This window comes from Streptomyces sp. NRRL F-5755, from assembly GCF_001279365.1.
GTDB classification, from domain to species: Bacteria; Actinomycetota; Actinomycetes; order Streptomycetales; family Streptomycetaceae; genus Streptomyces; species Streptomyces rimosus.
Map to the genome: position 1 here is coordinate 1 of NZ_LGCW01000271.1, position 22,781 is coordinate 22,781.

Annotated in this window: 20 protein-coding genes and 1 other RNA gene; 7 read left to right on the plus strand and 14 right to left on the minus strand. The window is 73.3% G+C overall.

Annotated elements, in window-relative coordinates; all coding sequences use genetic code 11:
* Positions 1-145 precede the first annotated feature (145 nt).
* Positions 146-736: a YqgE/AlgH family protein gene (locus ADK86_RS25160; protein ID WP_030600151.1), complete on the minus strand. Its 591-nt coding sequence runs from the start codon at positions 734-736 to the stop codon at positions 146-148.
* A 298-nt stretch (positions 737-1,034) separates the two neighbouring features.
* Here ADK86_RS25160 and murA point away from each other — a divergent pair, with 298 nt between their 5' ends.
* On the plus strand, positions 1,035-2,381 hold the full coding sequence (murA, locus tag ADK86_RS25165) for a UDP-N-acetylglucosamine 1-carboxyvinyltransferase (RefSeq protein ID WP_030600154.1): 1,347 nt from the start codon (positions 1,035-1,037) through the stop codon (positions 2,379-2,381).
* 501 nt (positions 2,382-2,882) lie between these two features.
* Here murA and ADK86_RS25170 read toward each other — a convergent pair.
* The 6 genes from ADK86_RS25170 to ADK86_RS25195 form a co-directional block, all read right to left on the minus strand.
* Positions 2,883-3,164, minus strand: a complete 282-nt coding sequence (locus ADK86_RS25170) for an HU family DNA-binding protein (protein WP_004571953.1) — start codon at positions 3,162-3,164, stop codon at positions 2,883-2,885.
* Positions 3,165-3,469: 305 nt separating this feature from the next.
* Entirely contained in the window at positions 3,470-4,903 is a 1,434-nt protein-coding gene (locus ADK86_RS25175) for an NAD-dependent malic enzyme (protein WP_053698632.1), read from the minus strand.
* A 501-nt stretch (positions 4,904-5,404) separates the two neighbouring features.
* A complete protein-coding gene (locus ADK86_RS25180) occupies positions 5,405-7,828 on the minus strand; it encodes a HelD family protein (protein ID WP_078952259.1) in 2,424 nt (807 codons plus the stop codon).
* A gap of 256 nt (positions 7,829-8,084) precedes the next feature.
* Positions 8,085-8,825 (minus strand): anti-sigma factor family protein, encoded by a 741-nt coding sequence (locus tag ADK86_RS25185; protein ID WP_030600160.1) that lies wholly within the window; start codon positions 8,823-8,825, stop codon positions 8,085-8,087.
* Positions 8,822-9,406: a sigma-70 family RNA polymerase sigma factor gene (locus ADK86_RS25190; protein WP_078575623.1), complete on the minus strand. Its 585-nt coding sequence runs from the start codon at positions 9,404-9,406 to the stop codon at positions 8,822-8,824. Before ADK86_RS25190 ends, ADK86_RS25185 begins: the two co-directional genes overlap by 4 nt.
* 262 nt (positions 9,407-9,668) lie before the next feature.
* Entirely contained in the window at positions 9,669-10,304 is a 636-nt protein-coding gene (locus ADK86_RS25195; protein ID WP_053698633.1) for a CGNR zinc finger domain-containing protein, read from the minus strand.
* A gap of 142 nt (positions 10,305-10,446) precedes the next feature.
* Here ADK86_RS25195 and ADK86_RS25200 point away from each other — a divergent pair, with 142 nt between their 5' ends.
* Positions 10,447-11,223: a methyltransferase gene (locus tag ADK86_RS25200; RefSeq protein ID WP_053698634.1), complete on the plus strand. Its 777-nt coding sequence runs from the start codon at positions 10,447-10,449 to the stop codon at positions 11,221-11,223.
* Positions 11,224-11,292: 69 nt separating this feature from the next.
* On the opposite strand, the gene ADK86_RS25205 is transcribed toward ADK86_RS25200, so the two are convergent.
* The gene (locus ADK86_RS25205; protein WP_234346020.1) at positions 11,293-12,534 is read right to left on the minus strand and encodes a uroporphyrinogen-III synthase; all 1,242 of its coding nucleotides are present in this window, start codon (positions 12,532-12,534) and stop codon (positions 11,293-11,295) included.
* A gap of 140 nt (positions 12,535-12,674) precedes the next feature.
* Complete coding sequence (locus tag ADK86_RS25210) at positions 12,675-14,075, minus strand: nitrate/nitrite transporter (RefSeq protein ID WP_053698635.1); 1,401 nt, start codon at positions 14,073-14,075, stop codon at positions 12,675-12,677.
* A 332-nt stretch (positions 14,076-14,407) separates the two neighbouring features.
* Here ADK86_RS25210 and ADK86_RS42525 point away from each other — a divergent pair, with 332 nt between their 5' ends.
* The 4 genes from ADK86_RS42525 (at position 14,408) to ADK86_RS25225 (ending at position 17,442) form a co-directional block, all read left to right on the plus strand.
* Positions 14,408-14,551, plus strand: coding sequence for a lasso RiPP family leader peptide-containing protein (locus ADK86_RS42525; protein WP_107088550.1), 144 nt, complete (start codon positions 14,408-14,410; stop codon positions 14,549-14,551).
* A gap of 343 nt (positions 14,552-14,894) precedes the next feature.
* A complete protein-coding gene (locus ADK86_RS25215) occupies positions 14,895-16,772 on the plus strand; it encodes an asparagine synthase-related protein (protein ID WP_053698636.1) in 1,878 nt (625 codons plus the stop codon).
* Positions 16,773-16,777: 5 nt separating this feature from the next.
* Entirely contained in the window at positions 16,778-17,035 is a 258-nt protein-coding gene (locus ADK86_RS25220) for a lasso peptide biosynthesis PqqD family chaperone (protein WP_053698637.1), read from the plus strand.
* Positions 17,032-17,442, plus strand: coding sequence for a lasso peptide biosynthesis B2 protein (locus ADK86_RS25225; protein WP_053698638.1), 411 nt, complete (start codon positions 17,032-17,034; stop codon positions 17,440-17,442). The genes ADK86_RS25220 and ADK86_RS25225 overlap by 4 nt, the downstream gene beginning before the upstream one ends.
* Before the next feature lie 34 nt (positions 17,443-17,476).
* On the opposite strand, the gene ADK86_RS25230 is transcribed toward ADK86_RS25225, so the two are convergent.
* Positions 17,477-18,001, minus strand: coding sequence for a DUF4232 domain-containing protein (locus tag ADK86_RS25230; protein ID WP_053698639.1), 525 nt, complete (start codon positions 17,999-18,001; stop codon positions 17,477-17,479).
* A gap of 91 nt (positions 18,002-18,092) precedes the next feature.
* Positions 18,093-19,064, minus strand: coding sequence for a LysR family transcriptional regulator (locus tag ADK86_RS25235; RefSeq protein WP_053698653.1), 972 nt, complete (start codon positions 19,062-19,064; stop codon positions 18,093-18,095).
* Positions 19,065-19,172: 108 nt separating this feature from the next.
* Here ADK86_RS25235 and ADK86_RS25240 point away from each other — a divergent pair, with 108 nt between their 5' ends.
* Entirely contained in the window at positions 19,173-20,468 is a 1,296-nt protein-coding gene (locus tag ADK86_RS25240) for an MFS transporter (protein ID WP_053698640.1), read from the plus strand.
* Positions 20,469-20,564: 96 nt separating this feature from the next.
* On the opposite strand, the gene ssrA is transcribed toward ADK86_RS25240, so the two are convergent.
* The 3 genes from ssrA to ADK86_RS25250 form a co-directional block, all read right to left on the minus strand.
* Positions 20,565-20,934: a transfer-messenger RNA gene (gene ssrA, locus ADK86_RS40205) on the minus strand.
* A 109-nt stretch (positions 20,935-21,043) separates the two neighbouring features.
* Entirely contained in the window at positions 21,044-21,553 is a 510-nt protein-coding gene (smpB, locus tag ADK86_RS25245) for an SsrA-binding protein SmpB (RefSeq protein WP_053698641.1), read from the minus strand.
* A gap of 18 nt (positions 21,554-21,571) precedes the next feature.
* A complete protein-coding gene (locus ADK86_RS25250) occupies positions 21,572-22,771 on the minus strand; it encodes a S41 family peptidase (protein ID WP_053698642.1) in 1,200 nt (399 codons plus the stop codon).
* Positions 22,772-22,781 lie beyond the last annotated feature (10 nt).

The window sequence follows — 22,781 nt, forward strand, 5'->3', positions numbered from 1 at the left end:
GGGATGGAGTCGCAGGCAAACCGGCCCGCCTACAGGCCGTGCCGCCACATCCCCCCAGCGGGGGCTTACCCAGGGGTGGCCGCACGGAACCCCCGCCCCAGCCCCCTCTCCCCCCGCGGCAGCCCACCCGTTCACGTACAGCCCATCAGTTCAGCGACGGATCGTCCGGATACGTGGCCACCATCGCCAACTCGTTCCGCTGGCGGCGCAGGACCGCTCGCCAGAGTTGTTCCGGGTCCGGGGAGGAGACGTCGCCCGGTTCGGATTCGACGACGTACCAGGCGCCCTCGACCAGTTCCTCCTCCAGCTGGCCGGGGCCCCAGCCCGCGTAGCCGGCGAAGATGCGCAGGCTGCCGAGGACCGTGGAGAGGAGTTCCGGGGGCGCTTCCAGGTCCACCAGGCCGATCGCCCCGTGCACGCGGCGCCAGCCCAGCGGCCCGTCGCCGCCCGGCGTGCTCTCCGGCGCTTCCGGGCCGCCGGGCACCACGGCCACGCCGAGGGCCGAGTCCAGGGAGACCGGGCCGCCCTGGAAGACCACGCCGGGCTCGCCGGCCAGGGACGCCCACGGTTCGAGGATGTCGCCGACGCCCACGGGCGTCGGGCGGTTGAGGACCACGCCGAGAGACCCCTCCTCGTCGTGGTCGAGCAGGAGCACCACCGCACGGTCGAAATTCGGGTCGGCGAGCGCCGGTGTGGCGACGAGCAGCCGGCCGGTGAGCGAGGACACCTCGGTCATGGGGACATGATCCCGCACATCGCACCGCGGCGGGGAGTCAACAGCGGTACCCGCACGAGAGCAGCGCAGGGCGTACGACGGCAGCCCCGGCGCACGGTTCCGCGCCGCGGGCGGCACACCGGGACACACCCGTACGGACCATCCCGAATGTCGATTACAGAACAAAGGCGGACGGTAGCGCAGGGTGTTGTGACAAAGCCATTACATGCCCCGGACCGGCTCCGGCCTACGGGCAACCCCTCCGGCGCGCTTACCATTTCCCCTTGGCCCCCTGTCCGTCTCCAGGAACGCGAGATCCATGACCGTCTCTACCGACGACGTACTGCTTGTCCACGGCGGCACCCCGCTGGAGGGCGAGATCCGGGTTCGCGGCGCGAAGAACCTCGTGCCCAAGGCCATGGTCGCCGCCCTGCTCGGCAGCAGCCCGAGCAGACTGCGCAATGTGCCCGACATCCGCGACGTACGCGTCGTACGCGGCCTGCTGCAGCTGCACGGCGTCACGGTCCGCCCCGGCGACGAGGCGGGCGAGCTCATCCTCGACCCGTCGCACGTGGAGAGCGCCAACGTCGCGGACATCGACGCCCACGCCGGGTCCTCGCGCATCCCGATCCTCTTCTGCGGCCCGCTGCTGCACCGCCTCGGCCACGCCTTCATCCCGGGCCTGGGCGGCTGCGACATCGGCGGCCGGCCGGTCGACTTCCACTTCGACGTGCTGCGCCAGTTCGGCGCGACCATCGAGAAGCGGGCGGACGGCCAGTATCTGGAAGCCCCGCAGCGACTGCGCGGCTGCAAGATCCGCCTGCCGTACCCGTCCGTCGGCTCGACCGAGCAGGTGCTGCTGACCGCCGTCCTGGCGGAGGGCGTCACCGAGCTGTCGAACGCGGCCGTGGAGCCGGAGATCGAGGACCTGATCTGCGTACTGCAGAAGATGGGCGCGATCATCTCCATGGACACCGACCGGACCATCCGGATCACCGGTGTCGACAAACTGGGCGGCTACAACCACCGCGCCATCCCGGACCGCCTGGAGGCGGCCTCCTGGGCGTCCGCGGCGCTGGCCACCGAGGGCAACATCTACGTGCGCGGCGCGCAGCAGCGCTCGATGATGACCTTCCTGAACACCTACCGCAAGGTCGGCGGCGCCTTCGAGATCGACGACGAGGGCATCCGCTTCTGGCACCCGGGCGGCTCGCTGGACGCGATCGCGCTGGAGACCGATGTGCACCCCGGTTTCCAGACCGACTGGCAGCAGCCGCTGGTGGTCGCCCTGACGCAGGCGTCGGGCCTGTCCATCGTCCACGAGACGGTGTACGAGTCCCGGCTCGGCTTCACCTCGGCGCTCAACCAGATGGGCGCGCACATCCAGCTGTACCGCGAGTGCCTGGGCGGCAGCGCCTGCCGCTTCGGGCAGCGCAACTTCCTCCACTCGGCCGTGGTCTCCGGGCCGACCAAGCTGCAGGGCGCCGACCTGGTCATCCCTGACCTGCGCGGCGGCTTCTCGTACCTGATCGCCGCCCTCGCGGCGCAGGGCACGTCCCGTGTGCACGGCATCGACCTGATCAACCGGGGCTACGAGAACTTCATGGAGAAGCTCGTGAGCCTGGGGGCGCACGTGGAGCTGCCGAACGGGGCGCTCGACGCCTGACGGGCGCGCCGGACGGCTCAGGACACAAGGGGCGGCCACCCACTCGGGTGGCCGCCCTTTCGTGCATCGGCGCACGCATTCACCTGTTTGCTTGAGCGAATGGTTGAAGCCGGGTCTTTCGGTCGGGTCCCGACGGCTCCCTCCGCTCCGGCGCGTTGCGGTTGCGACGGGATGCGGACGCGATGGGAGGCGGGTGAGATGACCGGACGGCCCGGGTGCGGAACGGGCCGACCGTCCCGGTGCCGGCCACCGCCCCACCCCCGCCCGGCCCCCGCCCGGCATCCCCGTAACCCCTGAATGCCCTCTACGGCCCTGTAGAGCCACAGACACGGCCCCGGATGCGGCTACAGAGCCACAGACGGCGCAAGGGCCCCACAGGCCCCGCTTCCGGCCCTCCTGGGGCCCGCCGCGGGCTCCGGACACGGCAAAGGGCGGCCGTTCCCCCGAGGGGAACGGCCGCCCGCACGCCTTTGGTGACCGGGGCCTTGCGGCCCCGGCGGCTTACTTGCCCTTGGCGGCTTCCTTGAGCTTGGAGCCCGCGGAGACCTTCACGCTGTAGCCGGCCGGGATCTGGATCGGGTCGCCGGTCTGCGGGTTGCGCGCGGTGCGAGCGGCACGGTGGGTGCGCTCGAAGGTCAGGAAGCCGGGGATGGTGACCTTCTCGTCGCCCTTGGCGACGACCTCGCCGACGGTCTCGGCGAGCGCGGCCAGAACGGCGTCGGCGTCCTTGCGGGTCACCTCGGCGCGGTCGGCCAGAGCGGCCACCAGCTCACTGCGGTTCATGTTTGTACTCCCGTGTTCTTCTTGCCAATGAGGCGTGAGATCGAAGCCGATGCTGCCAGGGCCCTTGGACGGTGCCCGGACCCGGGTCTGCTGACAGACCCTCGCGCCCGGGTACGCATCCTGCCCCCACCTGCGGCGGTAAAGCCAATCCGGCACCCAGGAGGGTCACACGAAAAGCGCCACTGCCTCATAGTGGTGACGTCCCGCACCGTGCCTCACCGGGCCGGCCCGCAGGGCGGCGACCGTTTGCTGCCCGCCACCCTATGGGGGGCCCACAGGCCCGGCGGCACGCGACGCGCCGGGCGTCAGGCCGTCGTGGCGGCCGTCACAGCCTCCCCCGCGGCCTTCGCGGCCTCCTTGACCGCACCGGCCACCGCGCCCGCGACCTTCTCGTTGAAGACGCTGGGGATGATGTAGTTCGCGTTGCGCTCGTCGTCGAGGACGACGTCCGCCAGGGCACCGGCCGCGGCCAGCATCATGTCCGTGTTCACCGTACGGGACTGGGCGTCCAGCAGGCCGCGGAAGACGCCCGGGAAGACCAGCACGTTGTTGATCTGGTTCGGGAAGTCGGAGCGGCCGGTGGCCACGACGGAGGCGGTCTGCCGCGCGATCGCGGGGTCCACCTCGGGGTCCGGGTTGGCGAGTGCGAACACGATCGCGCCCTTGGCCATCTTGGCCACGTCGTCGCCGTCGAGGACATTGGGCGCCGAGACGCCGATGAACACGTCGGCGCCGACGATGGCCTCCTTGAGGGTGCCGGTCTCGCCCTCCGGGTTGGTGTTGTCGGCGATCCAGCGCAGCGGTGAGTCGGGATCGGCGTCGACGAGGTCCTTACGGCCCGCGTGCACCACGCCGTGGATGTCGGCGACGACGGCGTGCCGGACGCCGGCCGCGATCAGCAGCTTGAGAATGGCCGTGCCGGCGGCGCCGGCGCCGGACATCACGACCCGGACGTCCTCGGTCTTCTTGCCCACCACGCGCAGCGCGTTGGTCAGCGCGGCGAGCACCACGATGGCGGTGCCGTGCTGGTCGTCGTGGAAGACCGGGATGTCCAGGGCCTCGCGCAGCCGGGCCTCGATCTCGAAGCAGCGGGGCGCGGAGATGTCCTCCAGGTTGATGCCCGCGAAGCCGGGGGCGATGGCCTTGACGATCTCCACGATGGCGTCGGTGTCCTGGGTGTCCAGGCACAGCGGCCAGGCGTCGATGCCGGCGAAGCGCTTGAAGAGGGCCGCCTTGCCCTCCATGACGGGCAGCGCGGCCTTGGGGCCGATGTTGCCCAGGCCCAGCACGGCGGAGCCGTCGGTGACGACCGCGACGCTGTTGCGCTTGATGGTCAGGCGGCGGGCGTCGTCGGGGTTGTTGGCGATGGCCTGGCAGACCCGGGCGACGCCGGGGGTGTAGACCATGGACAGGTCGTCACGGTTGCGGATCGGGTGCTTGGACTGCATCTCGATCTTGCCGCCGAGGTGCATCAGGAACGTACGGTCGGAGACCTTGCCGAGCGCGACGCCCTCGATGCCGCGCAGCTTTTCGACGATCTCGTCCGCGTGGGCGGTGGAGGTCGCGGCGATGGTGACATCGATACGGAGCTTTTCGTGGCCGGAGGCGGTCACGTCGAGGCCGGTGACGGAGCCGCCCGAGGACTCCACGGCCGTGGTGAGCTGGCTGACCGCCGTACCGCTCGCGGGGACCTCCAGCCGCACCGTCATCGAATACGAGACGCTAGGCGCCGTTGCCATGGCCGACTTCCTCTGCTTTCCCTTGTTTCTCTCTGCGCGCCGCTCCGGGGTCCGCGAGGGGACCGGGCCGGAGCGCGAGGACCGATCGTCCCACCTACCAGCCGGTACACGGTAACCAGCCCCCGTTTCCGGAAAGGTTCTTCCACATTACGAGAGAACATCGGCGGGCGGAAGACCCGGCCGTCAACCGCGGATGAACGGTGCGCGAACGGCGGCGCGGCCGCGTACGAACGGCGACGGGCGCCTTCCGAAATGCTCGGAAGGCGCCCGTCGGGGTGCTTCAATGACACCGACCCGCCATGCTCGCCTCGCGGCAAGTGGTCGCTCGTAGCGACTATGGTTGGGCCCGGGGGCTTGGATCGGGCCGGTGCCACCATCAAGGCTAACAAACCATCCCTGGAAGCGAATCCCGTCCCGCCACCTTCTTTCCCGGCGGCGCGGGGACTCCCCCCGCACGGCCCTGCGGGACTCCCCCGCCCGGCCCCGCGGAGTATCCGCCGTTCAGTCCCTCAGCAGGTCCGGCACCCCGTCCTCGTCCGGCTCGTCCCGCGCGCCGGACAGTACGGTCAGCTGCTGGGTGGCCCGGGTCAGCGCCACGTACAGCACCCGCAGCCCGGCCGGCGACTCGTCGGCGATCTCGGCGGGCGAGACCACCAGCGTCGCGTCGTACTCCAGGCCCTTGGCCTCCAGCGAGCCCAGCGCCACCACCCGGTCGCCCAGGTCCGCCAGCCAGCGGCGGGCCTCCGCGCGGCGGTCCATCGCCACCACGACGCCGACCGTGCCGTCCACCTCGTCGAGCAGCAGCCGGGCCGCGTCCCGTACGGAACCGGCCAGGTCGGCGTCGTCGGCGACCACGAAGCGCGGGGTCAGGCCCGTGGAGCGGACCGCCTCCGGCGCCGTCATGCCCGGCATCGCCAGCGCCAGCACGCGCGCCGCCAGCTCCGCGATCTCCGCCGGGTTGCGGTAGTTGACGGTGAGGGTGAAGCGGCGGCGGGGGCGGGTGCCCAGCGCCTCGTCGCGGGCGGCGGCGGCCTCGTCCGGGTCGGACCAGGACGACTGCGCCGGGTCGCCGACCACCGTCCAGGTCGCGTGCCGGCCGCGGCGGCCGACCATCCGCCACTGCATGGGCGTCAGGTCCTGCGCCTCGTCGACGATGACGTGGGCGTAGTCCGTGCGCTCCTCCTCCAGGCGCTCGCGGCGGCTGCGCCCGCCGCCGGACATCCGGTCGGCGTACGTGCTCAGCTCCTCCAGACCGGTGAGCTGGTCCAGCGGGTCGGCCTCGCGCGGCTTCACGGGCCGGGCGGGCGTGCCGAGGATCTGCTGGAGCTCGTCCAGCAGCGCCACGTCGTGCACCGACAGCGGCCCCTGGCCCTTGGCGTCCAGGCGGCCCAGGGAGCGGGCCAGCCGGCGCGCCTCGCGCTGGTTGAGCACCCGGCGCGACCAGCGGGCCAGCCGTCGTTCGTCGGCCATGGCGGCCAGGACGCCGCGCGGTGTCAGCTCCGGCCACCAGGCGTCCAGGAAGTCCTGGAAGGCGTCCTCGGTGATGATGTCGTCGTCGAACGCCTGGCGGGCCTCGGCGGCCAGTTCGGGGTCCGTGTAGCGCTTGGGGCCGCCGGACTTCGACCACAGGGCGTCCAGGATGAGGCGGCGGGCGCGCGGGCGCAGCAGGTTGACGGGCGCGGTGCCGCCGAGGGCGGACTGCCGGATGCGGTGCAGCTCGTTGGCGTCCAGTTCGATACGGGCGCCGAAGACGACCACCCGCAGCCGGTCCGGCGGGCCCGCGGGGGTCGCCGTCTCCTCGTCCTCCTCGCCGAAGGCGAGCTGGCCGTCGGCCGGCGCGGTGCCGGCGGCCCCCGCGGACGCCGTCCCGGCCAGTTCCAGGGCCCCGCGCGCCGCCTTGCGCAGCAGTTTCTGCATCCGGCTGGAACCCTTGATGCGGGCCACGGCCGGGGAGTCGTACGCGGTGGCCTCCGCACCGTCCACCAAGGAGCCCAGCGCCCGGATGGCGACCTGGCCCTCTTCACCGAGGGACGGCAGGACGCCTTCGGTGTACGCGACGAGCAGCGGCGTCGGGGAGACGATGAGGATGCCGCCCGCGTAGCGGCGGCGGTCCTGGTAGAGGAGGTAGGCGGCGCGGTGCAGCGCCACCGCGGTCTTGCCGGTGCCGGGGCCGCCCTCGACCTCCGTGACGGAGGCGGCGGGGGCCCGGATGACCATGTCCTGCTCGGCCTGGATGGAGGCGACGATGTCGCGCATCGTGTGGCTGCGGGCCCGGCCCAGCGCGGCCATCAGCGCGCCGTCGCCGACCGCGGGCAGCTCCGCGCCGTTCAGCGTCGCGGTGATCTCCGGACGCATCAGGTCGTCCTCGACGCCGAGGACGCGGCGGCCCTTGGAGCGGATGACCCGGCGGCGTACGACACGGCCGGGAGCGACCGGGGTGGCCCGGTAGAAGGGGGCGGCGGCGGGCGCGCGCCAGTCGATGACCAGCGGGCTGTAGTCGGCGTCCAGCACGCCGAGGCGGCCGATGTGCAGGGTCTCGGCGATCTCGGCGCGGCCGTCGGCGATCGCGCCGTCGGCGGGCTCGACCGAGGTGTACGCGCCGTCCGGGCCCTTCTTGCCATCCTTGCCGAGGAGCAGGTCGATCCGGCCGAAGAGGAAGTCCTCGTATTCGGAGTTGAGCCGGTTCAGGTGGGCGCCGGCCTGGAAGACCTGGGCGTCCCGCTCGGCGAGCGCGCCGGGCGTGCCGACCTGGCCGCGTTTGGCGGCGTCGTCCATGAGGAACTCGGCCTCGTGGATCTTCTCCTCAAGACGCTGGTAGACGCGGTCGAGGTGTTCCTGTTCGGACGCGATCTCGCGGTCGCGGATGCTGTCCGGCAGGGCGTCGTCGACGGAGTCCGGCGCGTGCGTGGCATTCTGCGCGGCCACCCAGGCCCCCTTCTTCTGTGCGTAGGGCAGCCGTCAACCGTACGCGAACCGGGCACCGGGCGCACCTGACCCAAAGGACGAAATCACCACCGGGCGGGACCAAACCGGGCAGCCCGGGTGGCCTTTGCGCACGGAATCAGCGGCTCCGTTCTGTTATGGGGGCAGGGGTGGGCCCTGGTCCGGGAGGAAAGAGGAAAGGGGCCGGGAGGCGGGGCCGCAGGCTCCGCGCGGGCGGCGGCCGGTGGCGCGTGGCCGGTCAGACCTTGATCTGGGCCAGCCGCCTGCCGTCCAGGGTGCGGACTTCGAAGCGGTCGATGTTGGAGCGGTTCATGGCCGAGCCGCCGTGGGTGTAGAGGGGTTCCTTGTTCCACTTGGCGGCGCCGTCCTTGAGGCCGTAGCCGCCCGGGGGCACCGCCCAGGTCGTCACGGTCTGCTCGGCGCCGCTCTTGCCGACCGCGACCAGGTCGCAGGTCAGGGGGCCGCGGACGTTGCCCAGCCGGAGGGCGACGTGGGTGCCCCAGGGCTTGCGCTCCATGGAGACGCTGGCGGCGACCTTGGTCACCGGGTCGACGGTGCCGGCCTTCTCGCCGTGCTCGTACATCGTGCGGGCGTAGCTCGCCAGGTGCTCGGGGCTCTCCTCGGCGCCTTGCGAGGTCAGCGCGTACGTGGCGAGGGGGCCGCCGGCGACGAGCACCGCGGCGGCGGCGACCAGGTACAGGCGGCGCCGCCGCCGGACCCGGCGGGCCGCGCCGGCCTCGGCCAGCAGCCCCTCCAGGACGGCGGGGCCGGGGACCGCGACGACCGCCTCCGCGTCCGGCGCGGACTCCCTGACCTCGGCGAGCAGGGGCGGCAGGTCCATCAGATCGTCCAGTTCGGCGGCGCACCGGTCGCAGCCGGCCAGGTGCTCCTCGAAGCGGGCCGCCTCGGCGTCGTCCAGGACGCCCAGCGCGTAGGCGCCGACGTCGGTGTGTTCCACGGGTTCGCTGGGCCGCGTCACGCCGTCACTCCTCGTTCTTCGAGCGAGAGCTTCAGGGAGCGCAGCGCGTAGAAGACACGGGACCGCACGGTCCCGGCCGGCACGTGCAGCACCTCGGCCGCCTCGCTGACGGTACGTCCCTTGAAATAGGTCTCTATCAGGGCCTCTCGGTGGGCTTGGCTGAGGTCGCCGAGCGCTTCGGTGATCGTCATCAGGCGCAGGGCCCGGTCGATCTCGTCGGCGGCCGGCATCGATTCCAAGGGGGCGGCGTCGACCTCCTGGGGCCGGGCCTGACGGCTGCGGTGGCTGTCGATGACGATGCGCCGGGCGACGGTCACCAGCCAGGGGCGGATGGAGCCGGTCGCGTGCTGGAGCCGGTCGGCGTTGCGCCAGGCCCGCAGCAGGGTCTCCTGCACCACGTCCTCCGCCCGGTGCCGGTCGCCGGCCACCAGGCGCAGCACGAAGGCGAGCAGCGGGCCGGCGTGCTCCTCGTAGAGGGCCCGCATCAGCTCCTCGTCCGGCGCCGTACTGTCTGCCACGACGGCATCCTTGCGCACGCCAACTCCCGGGTCGATAGCGCGGATCGGACAATCGCTGCGCATGCGTATCAGCACCCGCGTGCGTCGCCGGTGTCACAGCAGTCGCCATCCGCACCGTCGTTCACCTCGTCCCGCCGCCCACGGCTGGGCTCGCGCATGTCCGGCCTCCTCGTCTCGCATCCCGTACCGGGCCAGGCCCGTTCAGCCAGCAGTACGGGTACGGAGGGGCGCCGACTCAGTTCCGTACGGGCGGATTCGGTGCGGGGTGAAGGGGTTGCGCGCACGGGCCGCCGCGCGCCCGTACGCGGACCCGTGCGGACCGCGCTCAGCGGACCCCGGCGACGGGCGCCCCGCCCACCGCCTGCGCCTTCGCTTCCGCAACCGCGCCGTCGGCCCCTCGGGTGGCCCGCCTGCGGTGGCGCGCCACCCGTTCCCGGTTGCCGCACACCTCGCTGGAGCACCACCGGCGCCGCCGGCCGCGCGAGGTGTCCAAATACACCAGCGTGCAGCTCTCGCCCTCGCACTGCCGCAGCCGGCCGCGCTCCGCCGCGTCGGTCAGCATCCCTATGGCGTCCCGCGCGACCGCCGCCAGCAGCCCGGCGCAGTCGGGCGGCCCGGTGAACGCCCGTACCAGGGCGCCGTCCTCGGCGCGTACGGCGCGGGCGGGCGGCACCGCGGCGGTGGCGGCCGCGTTGAGCAGGCGCAGGTCGGCTTCGGCGGCCCGGCCGCGCAGTTCGTCGTGGACGACGCGGCGCAGCAGTTCGCGCAGCATCCGGAAGCGTACGACCCAGCCGCGGTCGACGGCGCCGAGCTGGGCGCTGCCGGGGACGACGCCCGAACCCACCAGCCAGGCCGCCAAGTGTTCGGGACCGGCCAGGCGTTCGGCGGAGCGGCCGGTCGTGGCCATCAGGTCGAGGCAGATCCGCCCGCAGTCGAACCGCAGGTCAAAAGGCGCCGCCATGTGCCCGTCACTCTCTAGGAGACAACCCATGCCCTATCAGAGTGCCCGGCACGGCCCGGGGCCGGAACCCTCGGCACCGCCGCGCGCCACGCCGCACAACATCTATACATCGCATGTATACAGCTGTTGTATAGTCCGGGGCATGTCGGCCAAGACCCTGATCAAGAACCGCGCCAGCCTGTCGCACAAGGTCCGTTACGCGATCAGCCACCCCGATCGCATCGCGCCGTACCTCAAGCGCACCGCCCGGGACGGCTGGCTGCGCCTGAAGCACCCCGACCACATCGCGTACTACCGCGCCGTGATGGCCTCCGACGCCGGCCGCAGCCCGGAGGCGGCGGTCGGCAGCCGCAACCACGAACGCTGGCTGGCGCTGGGCGAGATGCAGTTCGGCTACCTGAAGGAGCACGGCCTGCGGCCGGAGATGCGGATGCTGGACATCGGCTGCGGCAACCTGCGGGCCGGCTGGCGCTTCATCCAGTACCTCGACAGCGGCAACTACTACGGCATCGACATCTCCCCCGACATCCTCGTCTCCGCCAAGAAGACGCTGGTCACCTACGAACTCCAGGACAAGCTGCCGCACCTGACGGTCACGCAGGACCTGACTTTCGACTTCCTGCCGGACGCGCACTTCGACGTGGTGCACGCGCACAGCGTCTTCTCCCACTCGCCGCTGTCCGTCATCGACCAGGGTCTGCGGCACGTCGGCCGCATTCTGGCGCCGGGCGGGTTCTTCGACTTCACCTTCGACCGCACCGAGGGCGCCGAGCACCAGGTACTGCGCGAGGACTTCTACTACCGCACCGAGACGCTGCTCGCGCTGGCCCGCAAGCATGGTCTGGAGGCCAGGTTCATGGAGGACTGGGAGACCCGGCCGCACGGCCAGTCGAAGATCCGGGTGACGAACCCGGCGTAACGGCACGGGCGAGCGTCCGGGCACGGCCTTACGGGACGGGGCCCGGACGCGGGCGTACGAGGCACTACGTCACGCGTCGCCGTACTTGGCCCCGACCCGTGGGTCCAGCGCCAGCCGGTACCCCCGCTTGACCACTGTCTGGATCAGCTTCGGCGCTCCCAGCGCGCTGCGCAGCCGGGCCATCGCCGTTTCCACAGCGTGCTCGTCCCGTCCGGCGCCCGGCAGCGCGCGCAGCAGATCGGCGCGGGAGACCACCCAGCCGGGCCTGCGGGCCAGCGCGCGCAGCAGCGCCATCCCGGCCGGGGGGACGGGCCGCAGGTCGCCGTCCACCAGAACGGCCTGCCCGCGCAGCTCCAGCCGCCGCCCGGCGATCGTCAACGGGCGCGTACGGTGCGGCAGTTCCTGGCACAGGAGCTGGACGAGCGGGCCGAGCCGGAATCGTTCCGGCTGGTACGTGGTCACCTCGTGGGCCTCCAGCGGCAGCGCGGTGACCGGTCCGACACAGGCGGGCATGACGTCGTGCCGCAGCGCGTTCAGCAGTTCGTCGCGCATGCCGCGCTCTTCCGCACGGCGCAGCAGCGAGCTGGCGGCCGGCGCGCTGGTGAAGGTGATCGCGTCCAGGCCGCGGCCGACCGCCGCGTCCAGCAGCCGGTCGACGGGCCCGATGTCGGCGGGCGGCATCCACCGGTAGACCGGGACGCCGACCACCTCGGCGCCGCCCGCGCGCAGCGACTCGACGAAGCCGGGCAGCGGTTCGCCGTGCAGCTGGATGACCACCCGCCGCCCGCGCACCCCCTCCTCCAGGAGCCGGTCCAGCACCTCCGCCAGCGATTCGGACGCCGGCGACCAGGTCTCCGTCAGCCCGGCGGCGCGGATGGCGCCCTTGACCTTCGGGCCGCGGGCGAGCAGTTCGACCGCGCCGAGCCGGGTGAGCAGCGCCGCGCCGAGTCCCCAGCCCTCCGCGGCCTCGATCCAGCCACGGAAGCCGATCGCGGTGGTCGCGATCACCACGTCGGGCGCCCGGTCGATCAGGTCCTTGGTGGCGGCGAGCAGTTCCGCGTCGTCCGGCAGCGGCACGATGCGCAGCGCGGGGGCGTGCACGACCTGGGCACCGCGCCGTTCGAGCAGCGCGCCCAGCTCCTCGGCGCGGCGGGCCGCGGTCACCCCGACCGTGAACCCGTCCAGCGGCCGGACCTCGGGCCCGGCCGCCCCGGACCGCGCCCGGCCGTCGCGCTGCCGCTCGCCGTCCCCTTCGCCGTGCCGCACGCCGCCGTCCCGCCGCGCGTCGTGCTCGTGCTCGCCCTCGTCCATCGTCCGTCCCTGGCTCGTCCCGGCTCCGGTGCCGCCGGGCACCGGTGGAGATCCGAGCCTGCCAACCGCCGGTGACAGGCTCGCTCCCGCAGTATTTCCCAGCTGTTACGGACCGCTGCCGGCACCCGCCGCCCCGCGCGTCACACCTCGGCGAGCGCGGGCTCGGACGCCTCCGGTGCCCGTACGGGCCCGGTGGGCGCCGCGCGCCTCAGGTATACGGTCCAGGTCACCGCGGAGCACAGCGCGTAACAGCCGAGGAAGGCCACGAACGCCGGGATGCCCGTCCCCGCCGCCTGGAACGCCTCCCGGAAGGCGAGGTTGATGCCCAGCCCGCCGAGCGCGCCGACCGCGCCGATCAGGCCCATCGCCGCGCCGGACAGCCGCCGCCCGTGGGCCGCCGCGGCCGCCCCCGTCAGGCCCTTCGCCAGCGCCTTGGCGTGGAAGATGCCGGGGATCATCTTGTACGTGGACCCGTTGCCGAGCCCGGACAGCGCGAACAGGGCGACGAAGCCGGCGAGGAAGACGGGCAGCGAGTGCCGCGCGGACGCCAGGATCACCACGCCGGTCGCGGCGGCCATCGCCGCGAAGTTCACCAGGGTGATCCGGGCCCCGCCGTACCGGTCCGCCAGCCGGCCGCCCACCGGCCGTACCAGCGAACCGAGCAGCGGCCCGATGAAGGTCAGCGACGCCGCCTGGAGGGGCGTGCGCGCGAACTGGGTCTGGAGGACGAGGCCGAAGGCGAAACCGTAGCCGATGAAGGAGCCGAACGTGCCGAGGTAGAGCAGCGAGACGATCCAGGTGTGCGGGTCGCGGGCGGCCTCCCTGGCCGCGCCGGTGTCGTTGCGCACCGGCCGCAGATTGTCCATGAACAGTGCCGCCAGCACCACGGCGGCCGCGGTCAGCGGCAGGTAGACGGCGAGCAGGAGCCGCGGGTGGGACGCGCCGGCGGTCGCGATGACGAGCAGGCCGAGCAGCTGGACGACGGGCACGCCGAGGTTGCCGCCGCCCGCGTTCAGGCCGAGCGCCCAGCCCTTCTTCCGCAGCGGATAGAAGGAGTTGATGTTCGTCATGGACGAGGCGAAATTGCCGCCGCCGACCCCGGCCAGCGCCGCGACCAGCAGGAAGACGGGATACGGGGTGCCCGGCCGCAGGGCGAACGCCGCGGCGGCGGTGGGCACCAGCAGCAGCGCCACGCTGAACACCGTCCAGTTGCGCCCGCCGAACCGCGCCACCGCGAAGGTGTACGGCACCCGCAGCACGGCCCCCACCAGCGTCGCCACCGCCACCAGGAAGAACTTCCCGGCCGCGTCGATCCCGTACTCCGGCCCCAGGAACAGCACCAGGACCGACCACAGGCTCCACACGGAGAACCCGATGTGCTCGCAGAGGATGGAGAGCACCAGGTTGCGCCGGGCGATCCGCCGCCCGTGCTCCGCCCAGAACGCCGCGTCCTCCGGGTCCCACCGTTCGATCCAGCGGCCCGCTCCCCGCGCGGGGAGATGCGGAGGAGATCCGTCCGTGGCCGTTCCCGTGTCTGTCATCGCGCCTCCCAGCTCGCGGTATGTCGCCGTACCTGGACGCTAGGGAGGGCGCGTTTCCCTTCTGTGGCGGTACGTGACCACCGCGAAACCTTGCTCTCACCGCGCCTGGGAGCGCGCGGTGAGCGGTCCGCACTCCGGCGGCGCACAACCGCCGGAGGTTACGCCAATGCACCCCGCACGCCCCCGACATCACTCGTTAGGGGCAATGGCAGGGGGCGTGGACGCTGGCAGCATCGTCCCCGAAAGCGCTGCGTAATCGCACGAGCACCCTGTGTGTTCGACCGTGCGGCACGGCTAGGCGAGCGGCACGGCTAGGAGAAGGGACCGAACCGATGCGGGAAGCGCCGGAAGCGAACGAGACGGCCGAGTACGAACCACCCGAGCTGGCCGACGCCGGAGACTTCGCCGAGCGGACGCTCGGCTTCCACGGTGAGCTCGCCGACAGCTGGGGCGGCCTGCACAGCACCTTCTGGTGACGCCCGGGTGCGGGCCCGCCGACGCCTCCTGCCATCCCTCCCCGCATTCCCGGCCGGGTGGCGTCGCGGCCCCGCCCCAGACCGGCGGTCCCTGCCCGGGCGTGCACCGCCCGTCCCGGCAGGGGCCGCCCCCACCGAGGCGGCCGGCCGTCCGGCGCCGCGGGCCCAGCCGCCCCGCGGCACACCGGCCGCCACGTCCGGCCCGCCCGTCCCGTCCCCGTATCCACCGAACCGGAGCGCCGCCCCTGTCCCCGCCGAACCAGAACGACCGAACCGGAACGACCGGACCGAACCGACCAACCGCCACACACCCGAACCGCACGCCCAGGGGTGGTAAGTCATCGTGGATCTCTTCATCTTCCCCGACCATCCCGCGACCGATCCGCTGTGCCTGTGTCTGAGGCGCGACCCCACCGTGCGGACGGTGCGCCACCCCTCCGGGCGCCCCTGGATCATGGGGCACTGGGCCGATGACGAGGTCGTGGCGGCCGAGGCCGGACCGGACCGGCTGCTGCTCTTCGGCACCACCTCGGCCGACGCCGGGACCCTGGACCGGCTGCTGCGCCGGCTGCGCGGCCCGGACGACCTGGACAGCCGGGTCCGCGAACTCCCCGGCAGCTTCTTCCTCCTGGCCGCGATGGGCCCGCACATCCGCTGCCAGGGCAGCCTCTCGACGATCCGGCAGGTCCACCACGCGGGCATCAACGGCGTGACGGTCGCGGGCAGTCATCCGCAGGACCTGGCCGCGCTGGCCCGCGAGGCGGCGGCCGCCGGCCTGCCCACCGGCGCGCCCGGCCTCGGCTCGGTCGACGCGGACACCCTGGCGCTGCGGCTGCTCACCCCGTTCCCGCCGTTCCCCCTGGCCCACCGCCCGGCCTGGCGCGCGGTCCACGCCGTGCCTCCCGGCCACTGCCTGACCCTCGGCCCCGACGGCCGGCACGGCATCACGCGCTGGTGGCATCCCCCGCGCCCCGACCTCTGGCTGGAGGACGCCGCCGAGGCCGTACGGGACGCGCTGACCGAGGCGGTACGCGCCCGGGCCCGCCACCCGACGCTCAGCGCCGACCTGTCCGGCGGCATGGACTCCACCAGCCTGTGCTTCCTGGCCGCCCGCGAGGACACCCGGCTGATCACCACGGCCTGGGTGTGCCGCGACGAGGCCAACGACGACAACGTCTGGAGCGAGCGCGGCGCGGCCCTGCTCCGCTCGGCGGAACACCTGCCGCTGCCCCACACCGAAGCGCCCACCTGGTACGCGCCCCCGCGGTCCGCGCACGCCGACCCGGCCGGCCCGCTCGCCGTGGTCCGCGAGAGCGTCCGCCTCGCGCATCAGGCCCGGCTCGTCGCCGCCCGCGGCTCCCGGGTCCACCTGGTCGGCGTCGGCGGCGACGAACTGTTCGCGCCGCGCCCGGTGGCGCTGAACTCCCTCGCCCGTACGGACTTCCGCTCCGCCGCCCGGCGCGCGTGCGCCGCCCGCCGCCTGGGCCGCTGGACGCTCGTCGACACCCTGCGCACGCTGTTCGGCGGCGCCCCGTATCCCCAGTGGCTGGAGTCCTGCGCCGACCGGATCGTGCCCGGTGTGCGGTCCGGCGTCAGCGGCGCCGACTGGGAGGTCGTGCCCAGCATGCCGGCGTGGGCCCATCCGGACGCGGTGGCCACGGTCCGCCGCCTGGTGCGCGAGGCCGCCGCCGGGGAGCCCGAGCCGTTCGCGCCGCTGCGCTCCCAGCACGAGACGCTGCGGGCCGCCGCGCGCGCCGGGGAGATCGTGCGCGGCGCGGCCGCGCTGACCGGCCGGCACGGCGTCGCCTTCGAGGCCCCGTTCCTGGACGACAACGTCATCGAGGCGGCGCTGACCGTCCGCCTCGTGGACCAGGTCGCCGTCGGCTCGTACAAGCCCCTGCTCGGCGCGGCCATGGACGGCATCCTGCCGGACGCGCTGCGCACCCGCGGCACCAAGGGCGAGCACAGCGCCGAGGTCTACGCGGGCCTGCGCCGGCACCGCCGCGCGCTGACCGCGCTCTGCGACGACTCGCGGCTGGCCGGGCTGGGCCTGATCCGCCCCGAGGTGCTGCACACGGCCCTCACCTCGCTCCAGCCCCACTCCCACCTCCTGCAACCCCTCGACCCCACCCTGGCGGCCGAGTACTGGCTGCGCTCCCTCCAGGAGACGCAGGCCCCCGTACCGGACCGTCCCACCGTTCCCGCCGCGGAAGGAGCCTGAGCCCGATGGCGTTCACCCTCGCCCCCCACGTCAGCAGTGTGCGCACCCCCGGAGGGATGGTGCTGCTCAACGCCCGTACGGGCCGCTACTGGCAGATGAACGACACCGGGGCATTCGTCCTGGAGCACCTCCTGGCGGGCGGCACCACCGCGTCGGCCGCCGACGCGCTGCGCAGCCGCCACCCCTCGGCGGCCCACCGGGTGGCCGCGGACGCCGTGGCGCTGCTGGAGTCGCTCCAGTCGGCGAAGCTGGTGACCTGGTGAGCGTGCCCGTCGCCCTGGGCGAGCGCGCGCGGCTGTCCTTCGCGGAGCGCTGCGCCGCCCTCGGCTGCGCGGCCGTGGCCCGCGTCCTGGTGTCCCGTTCGCCGCGTACGCTCTGCCGCGTCCTGGAGGCCGTACGCCGGGGAGCCCGCCCCGCCACCGAGCCGCAGGCCGCCCGCGCCCGGCACGCCGTCGTCACGGTCAGCGTGCGCTGCGCGGGCAACGGCTGTCTCCAGCGCTCCGTGGCCACCGTCCTGTTGTGCCGCCTGCGCGGCCGGTGGCCACAGTGGTGCACGGGCGTGCGGACGGAACCGTTCCGCGCCCATGCGTGGGTGGCGGTGGACGGCCGTCCCGTCGGGGAGCCGGACGACACCCGGCTCTACCGGCCGCTGCTGCGCGTCCCGCGCTGAGCGGCCAGGTCCGGCCGGCGCGGGCGCGGGACGGTCAGCCGGCCGCCCGCGGGGGCGCCATGGAGATGCGGTAGTCGCACAGGACCATGTCGGTCTTCCGGCCCTTCTCGTCCTGGGCCTTTATCGCGGTCCGGCCGCCGTCACGGGGCGCTCCCACCACGACGTCGTCGCCCTTGGCCCAGCAGCCGCCGTCTTCGGTGGGCTTCACCTCGGCGTCCCGGTAGCGCAGGTCGACGACCACGCCCTTACCGCTGGGCAGGCTCACCGGGCGCGTCCGGCCCTGGCCCACGGCGTCCGCCTGCCATGCCTTGCCGGAGTGCACCATGAAGTCCGGGTAGCCGCGGAAGACGCACCCGTTCGCGCCGGTGTTGACCGCCGAGAGGCGGGCCTCCCGGTGCGCGGTGCGGGCCTTCTTCTTCAGTACCGTCACCTTCCACTTCAGGTCCTTGGTCGTACAGTTCGCCTGGAACGCGTCGACACGCGGATCGTCACAGGCGACCAAGCCGCCGCTCAGCACGAGCACGGCCAGAGCCGCCACGGTCAGCGGACGCTTTCGCACGGGGACCCCCAACAGTCCGGCTATGGTTCTTGCCGTCGGTAAGGAGGGGTTCCCGGGCTTATAGGTTGCTTATACGGCAAAAGTTCGGCCATCAGCCCTCCTGCGCCATGACGGCCGCGTCCTCCTCGGGCAGCCACACCGGGCCGTCCGGCCGCCGCAGCCAGCCGCGTCCGGCGGCCAGTTCCCGGCATGCCGTACGCAGCGCGTCCAGGCCCGCGTGGCGCAGGCCGCGCCGCCACACCAGGGATATCGGGGACAGCGGTACGGGGTCGGTGACCGGCCGCAGCACCATCCCCGGCACATCGATGAACTCGACGCTGGCCAGCACCGACCAGCCCTGTTTGCGGACCACCCGCAGGAACTCCGCCTCCCCGTCGATCTCCGGGAACGGCTCCGCCATCGCGATGCCCCGCCCGGCGAAGAGGCGGGCGGCGAGGTCGGTCCACTCGGCGGTGTGCGGGTTCCCGGCGGCGGCGTACAGGGTCTCGCCCGCGAGCGCGGACAGCGGGACGGCGGGGCGGGCCGCCAGGGGGTGACCGGCGTCCAGCAGGACGGCCATCGGCTCGTACCGTACGGGCTGGTGTGCCAGGCGGGACCGCAGTGACGCGGGCAGTCCGGCGAAACGGCCGAAGGAGACGTCCAGCCGCCCGGCGGCGAGTTCGGCCGCCGCTCCGGTCAGGCCGCTGTGGAAGCGCGCGACGAGTTCACAGTCCGGGGCGCGACGGCGGGCCTCCTCCAGGGCGGTGTGCGCCGTGCCGATGGGCACGCCGACATCCACCAGCAGGGGCCGGTCCTCGGGCGGGCGGAAGGCGGCGGCCAGGTCGTCGTGGGCGGCCAGCACCCGGCGCGCGTACGGGAGCAGGCGGGTGCCGTCCTCGGTGAGAGCGACCCGGCGCGTCGTACGGTCGAAGAGGTCCGTGCCCAACTCCTGTTCCAGCCGCCGTATGTCGCGGCTGAGCGCCTGCTGGGCGACGTAGAGGCGGGCGGCGGCGCGGGTGAAGTGCAGTTCGTCGGCGACGGTGGTGAACGCGCGGAGCAGGCGCGGGTCGAGGTCTCGGGGCACGGGCACATCGTGCCACCGGCCGCGCGACCGTGATTGACAACAGGGGTGCGTGAATGCGCGCGGATCAGGTGTTGGACGGGGAACGGGCCGCGCCGCGACCGTAGTCGGGTGATCCTCTTCCTCGCCTCCCGGCCCGTGACCGCCCCGCCCGTCCGCCCCGTCCGCCGTCCGCGCCGCCGCTGCCCCGCAGTGCTCCGGCGCGTCCTCGGGCCGTACGGACGGATCTTCACCGTCCCCGGCGCCCGCGCCTTCACCGCCGCCAACCTGCTCGCCCGGCTGCCGATGGGCATGTTCAGCGTCAGCGCGATCCTGATGATCGCCGGGTCGCGCGGCTCGTACGCGCTGGCCGGGGCGGTCACCGCGACCGGGCTGGCGGCGACGGCGGTGGCCGGGCCGTGGACGGCGCGGCTGGTCGACCGCTACGGGCAGGCCAGGATCGCCGTGCCCGCGACGGCGCTCGCCGTTCTCGGCTCGCTGGCCCTGGTCCTCTGCGTCCACCTGGGCGCGCCGTCCTGGACGCTGTTCGCCGCGTACGCCTGCACCGCGACCACGCCGAACACCGGCGGCATGGCCCGCGCGCGCTGGGCCCACCTCCTGCGGGACGACCCGCGCGCGCTGCACACCGCCAACTCCTTCGAGCAGGCGGCCGACGAGGTGTGCTTCATGCTCGGGCCGGTGCTGGCGGCCTTTCTGTGCACCGCGCTGTTCCCGGAGGCCGGCACGCTGACCGGCGCGGTGCTGCTGCTGAGCGGGGTGCTGCTGTTCGCCGCCCAGCGCCGCACCGAGCCACCGGCCACACCGGCGTCCGACCGGCGCGGCGCCGGGCAGCTCGTCACAGCGCTGCTGCCGCTCCTGCTGACCTTCCTCGCCACCGGCGCGGTCTTCGGCTCGCTGGAGGTCGTCACGATCGGCTTCACGGACGCGCACGGGCAGCGCGCGGTGGCGGGCGCGCTGCTGGCCCTCCAAGCGGCGGGGTCCTGTGCGGCGGGGCTGCTGTACGGGGTACTGCGCCCGGCCGGGCCCGCGGGGCGCCGGTTCCTGCGGTGCGTCGCGGTGATGGCCGCGCTGACGTGGCTGCCCCTTACGGCCGCGGGCGCGGGCGGCGGGCTCCTCCTGGCGGCGGCCCTGCTGCTCGCCGGGATGGCCACCGCGCCGACCATGGTCACCGGCATGGGGCTGATCCAGTCCCGGGTGCCGCAGGGACGGCTGAACGAGGGCATGACATTGGCCGTCACCGCGCTGCTGACCGGCATCGCGGCGGGTTCGGCGGCGGGCGGCTGGGCCGTACAGCACCTGCCGGAAGGGACCGCGGCGGGGTACGGCGTGCCCGCAGCGGCCGCCGCCCTGGCGCTGGCGACGGCCGGCACCGCCCACGCCGTACGGGCCGCCCGGCGTCCGGCATGAACGGCGGAACGGCGAAGGCCCCGCTGCCGGGGCAGCGGGGCCTTCGCCTCACATGGGGTGACGGGTCCGGGGGCCGGGGCCTCCGGTTTCTCCGTCGAGTGGAGATGGCGGGAATCGAACCCGCGTCCAACGGTGCGGAAACAGGGCTTCTCCGAGCGCAGTCCGCTGCGATTTTCTCGGCCCCGGAGATCTCGCGGACAAGTCTCCGACGGGCTCAGTCACTGTGTGATTTCCTCCTAGGTCCCGTGACCGGACCTAGAAGTTTAGTTCCCTAGCTGATGCCAGGATCCGGGTCGGGAACATCCCCGGGCTGACACTTCGCAGGTCGCTACTTAGGCAGCGAGGGCGAAGGAATCGCGCTTGGTGTTGGCGATTATTTTTTGCGACATATGGTTTACGAGATCATTGCCGCTTCCTCGGCTCGCTTCCCCTGCTTCGACATCCGCTGTCGAAACCGATCATCCCCATGTTGTTTTATCAAGGTGGTGCCTGCACCGGCGTGCGGTGCGTAGCCCATCGTACGTGACCAACGCGCGACGATGCCAGCGTATTCCGGCGGCCGGGACCGGCGACGCTCAGGCCCGCTCGCGCCGCTTGGCCGCCGAGATCGCCCGCTGGGCCTCACGGCGATCCTGCTGCTCACGCAGCGTCTGGCGCTTGTCGTACTCCTTCTTGCCCTTGGCGAGCGCGATCTCGACCTTCGCGCGGCCGTTCGTGAAGTACAGCGACAGCGGCACGATCGTGTGGCTGGTCTCCTGCGACTTCGACTCCAGCTTGTCGATCTCCAGGCGGTGCAGCAGCAGCTTGCGCTTGCGCCGCGCGCTGTGGTTGGTCCACGTGCCCTGGGCGTACTCCGGGATGTGCACGTTGTGCAGCCACGCCTCGCCGCGGTCGATCTGCACGAAGCCGTCCACCAGGGACGCCCGGCCCTGACGCAGCGACTTGACCTCGGTGCCGGTCAGCACCAGCCCGCATTCATAGGTGTCCAGGATGAGGTAGTCGTGCCGCGCCTTCTTGTGCTGGGCGATGAGCTTGCGGCCGGACCCGTCGTCCTTCTTGTCCTTCTTCTTGTTCGCCTTAGCCATAGTGGCGCCATTTTCGCACTACGCCCCGCCCCCGAGGCCACTCAATACCGTACGGGCGCGGGCCTGGGCGTCGTCCTCGGCGATCAGGTCCGGGGTGATGCCGCGGTCGTCCACCGTGCGGCCCGAGGGGGTGCGGTAGCGGCCGACGGTCAGCTCGGCGACCGAGCCGTCCGGCTGCCGGCTGGGCAGCTGCACCGAGCCCTTGCCGAAGGTCGGGGTGCCGACCACGACCGCACGGCCGCGGTCCTGGAGCGCCCCGGCGAGGAGTTCGCCGGCGCTCATCGTGCCGCCGTCCACGAGGACCGCGAGGGGGATCTGCGGGTTGCCGCCGCCCTCGGCGTACAGGGCGCGCTGGCTGCCGTGGACGTCGTACGTGGCGACCAGGCCGCCGTCCAGGAAGGCGGAGGCGGCGGTGACCGCCTCGCGCACCAGGCCGCCGGTGTTGCCGCGCAGGTCCAGCAGCACCCCGCCGCGCGGGGAGGCGGCGCGCACCGCCCGGCGGATCTCCTCGCCGGTGCCGCTGCTGAAGGCGCCGACCCTGATGCGGGTGGGGCCGTCCGGGCCGTCGGGGTGGTCGGTGATCACGTTCCGGTCGCTCAGGCGGGCCCGGCGCAGGGTCTCGGCCCACTGCCGCGTGCCGCGGCGCAGCTCCAGCTCGACGCGGCTCCCGGCGCCCGGCGGATGTCCTTCCGCGGCCGCGCCGGCGTTGCCGCGCAGCCGCGCCACCACGTCGGTGACCTGGGCGCCGCGCGAGGCCGCGCCGTCCACGGCGCGCAGCTCGTCACCGGGCCGGATGCCGGCCGCCGCGGCGGGGCCGCCGGGCCGCACCCGGGAGACCAGGACGCGGCCGTCCGCCGCCTGCCGCAGCCACAGGCCGACGCCCACATAGGCGCCGTCCAGCTCCTGCTGGAACTCTTCGTACTCGCGCGCCGAGAACGCCGTCGACCAGCGGTCGCCGCTGCGGCCGACCACCTCGCCCGCCGTGCCGGCACCGGCCGCGGCCGGTCCGGCAGCGTGCCGGTCCGCGCGCTTTTGCCGGTGGACGCTGTCGGCCTCGGCGGCCACCCGCTCCGGTATCCGCCGTTCCTCCGGCCGCCGCCCGCTCTCCTCCCAGGTGCCCGCCGCGGCGCCGGTGGCCAGGACGCTGACGAAGACCAACGTCAGGGCCGCCCCGCGGCGGCTGCGGCGGGGCCGGGCGAACAAACACGGGCCCGTCATGCCGGTGAGT

What these genes read in the sequence shown, in the direction of transcription:
- ADK86_RS25160 (WP_030600151.1), bottom strand. Translation starts at nt 736, where the DNA reads ATGACCGAGGTGTCCTCGCTCACCGGCCGGCTGCTCGTCGCCACACCG.
- murA (WP_030600154.1), top strand. Translation starts at nt 1,035, where the DNA reads ATGACCGTCTCTACCGACGACGTACTGCTTGTCCACGGCGGCACCCCG.
- ADK86_RS25170 (WP_004571953.1), bottom strand. Translation starts at nt 3,164, where the DNA reads ATGAACCGCAGTGAGCTGGTGGCCGCTCTGGCCGACCGCGCCGAGGTG.
- ADK86_RS25175 (WP_053698632.1), bottom strand. Translation starts at nt 4,903, where the DNA reads ATGGCAACGGCGCCTAGCGTCTCGTATTCGATGACGGTGCGGCTGGAG.
- ADK86_RS25190 (WP_078575623.1), bottom strand. Translation starts at nt 9,406, where the DNA reads ATGCGCAGCGATTGTCCGATCCGCGCTATCGACCCGGGAGTTGGCGTG.
- ADK86_RS25195 (WP_053698633.1), bottom strand. Translation starts at nt 10,304, where the DNA reads ATGGCGGCGCCTTTTGACCTGCGGTTCGACTGCGGGCGGATCTGCCTC.
- ADK86_RS25200 (WP_053698634.1), top strand. Translation starts at nt 10,447, where the DNA reads ATGTCGGCCAAGACCCTGATCAAGAACCGCGCCAGCCTGTCGCACAAG.
- ADK86_RS25205 (WP_234346020.1), bottom strand. Translation starts at nt 12,534, where the DNA reads ATGGACGAGGGCGAGCACGAGCACGACGCGCGGCGGGACGGCGGCGTG.
- ADK86_RS25210 (WP_053698635.1), bottom strand. Translation starts at nt 14,075, where the DNA reads ATGACAGACACGGGAACGGCCACGGACGGATCTCCTCCGCATCTCCCC.
- ADK86_RS42525 (WP_107088550.1), top strand. Translation starts at nt 14,408, where the DNA reads ATGCGGGAAGCGCCGGAAGCGAACGAGACGGCCGAGTACGAACCACCC.
- ADK86_RS25220 (WP_053698637.1), top strand. Translation starts at nt 16,778, where the DNA reads ATGGCGTTCACCCTCGCCCCCCACGTCAGCAGTGTGCGCACCCCCGGA.
- smpB (WP_053698641.1), bottom strand. Translation starts at nt 21,553, where the DNA reads ATGGCTAAGGCGAACAAGAAGAAGGACAAGAAGGACGACGGGTCCGGC.
- ADK86_RS25250 (WP_053698642.1), bottom strand. Translation starts at nt 22,771, where the DNA reads ATGACGGGCCCGTGTTTGTTCGCCCGGCCCCGCCGCAGCCGCCGCGGG.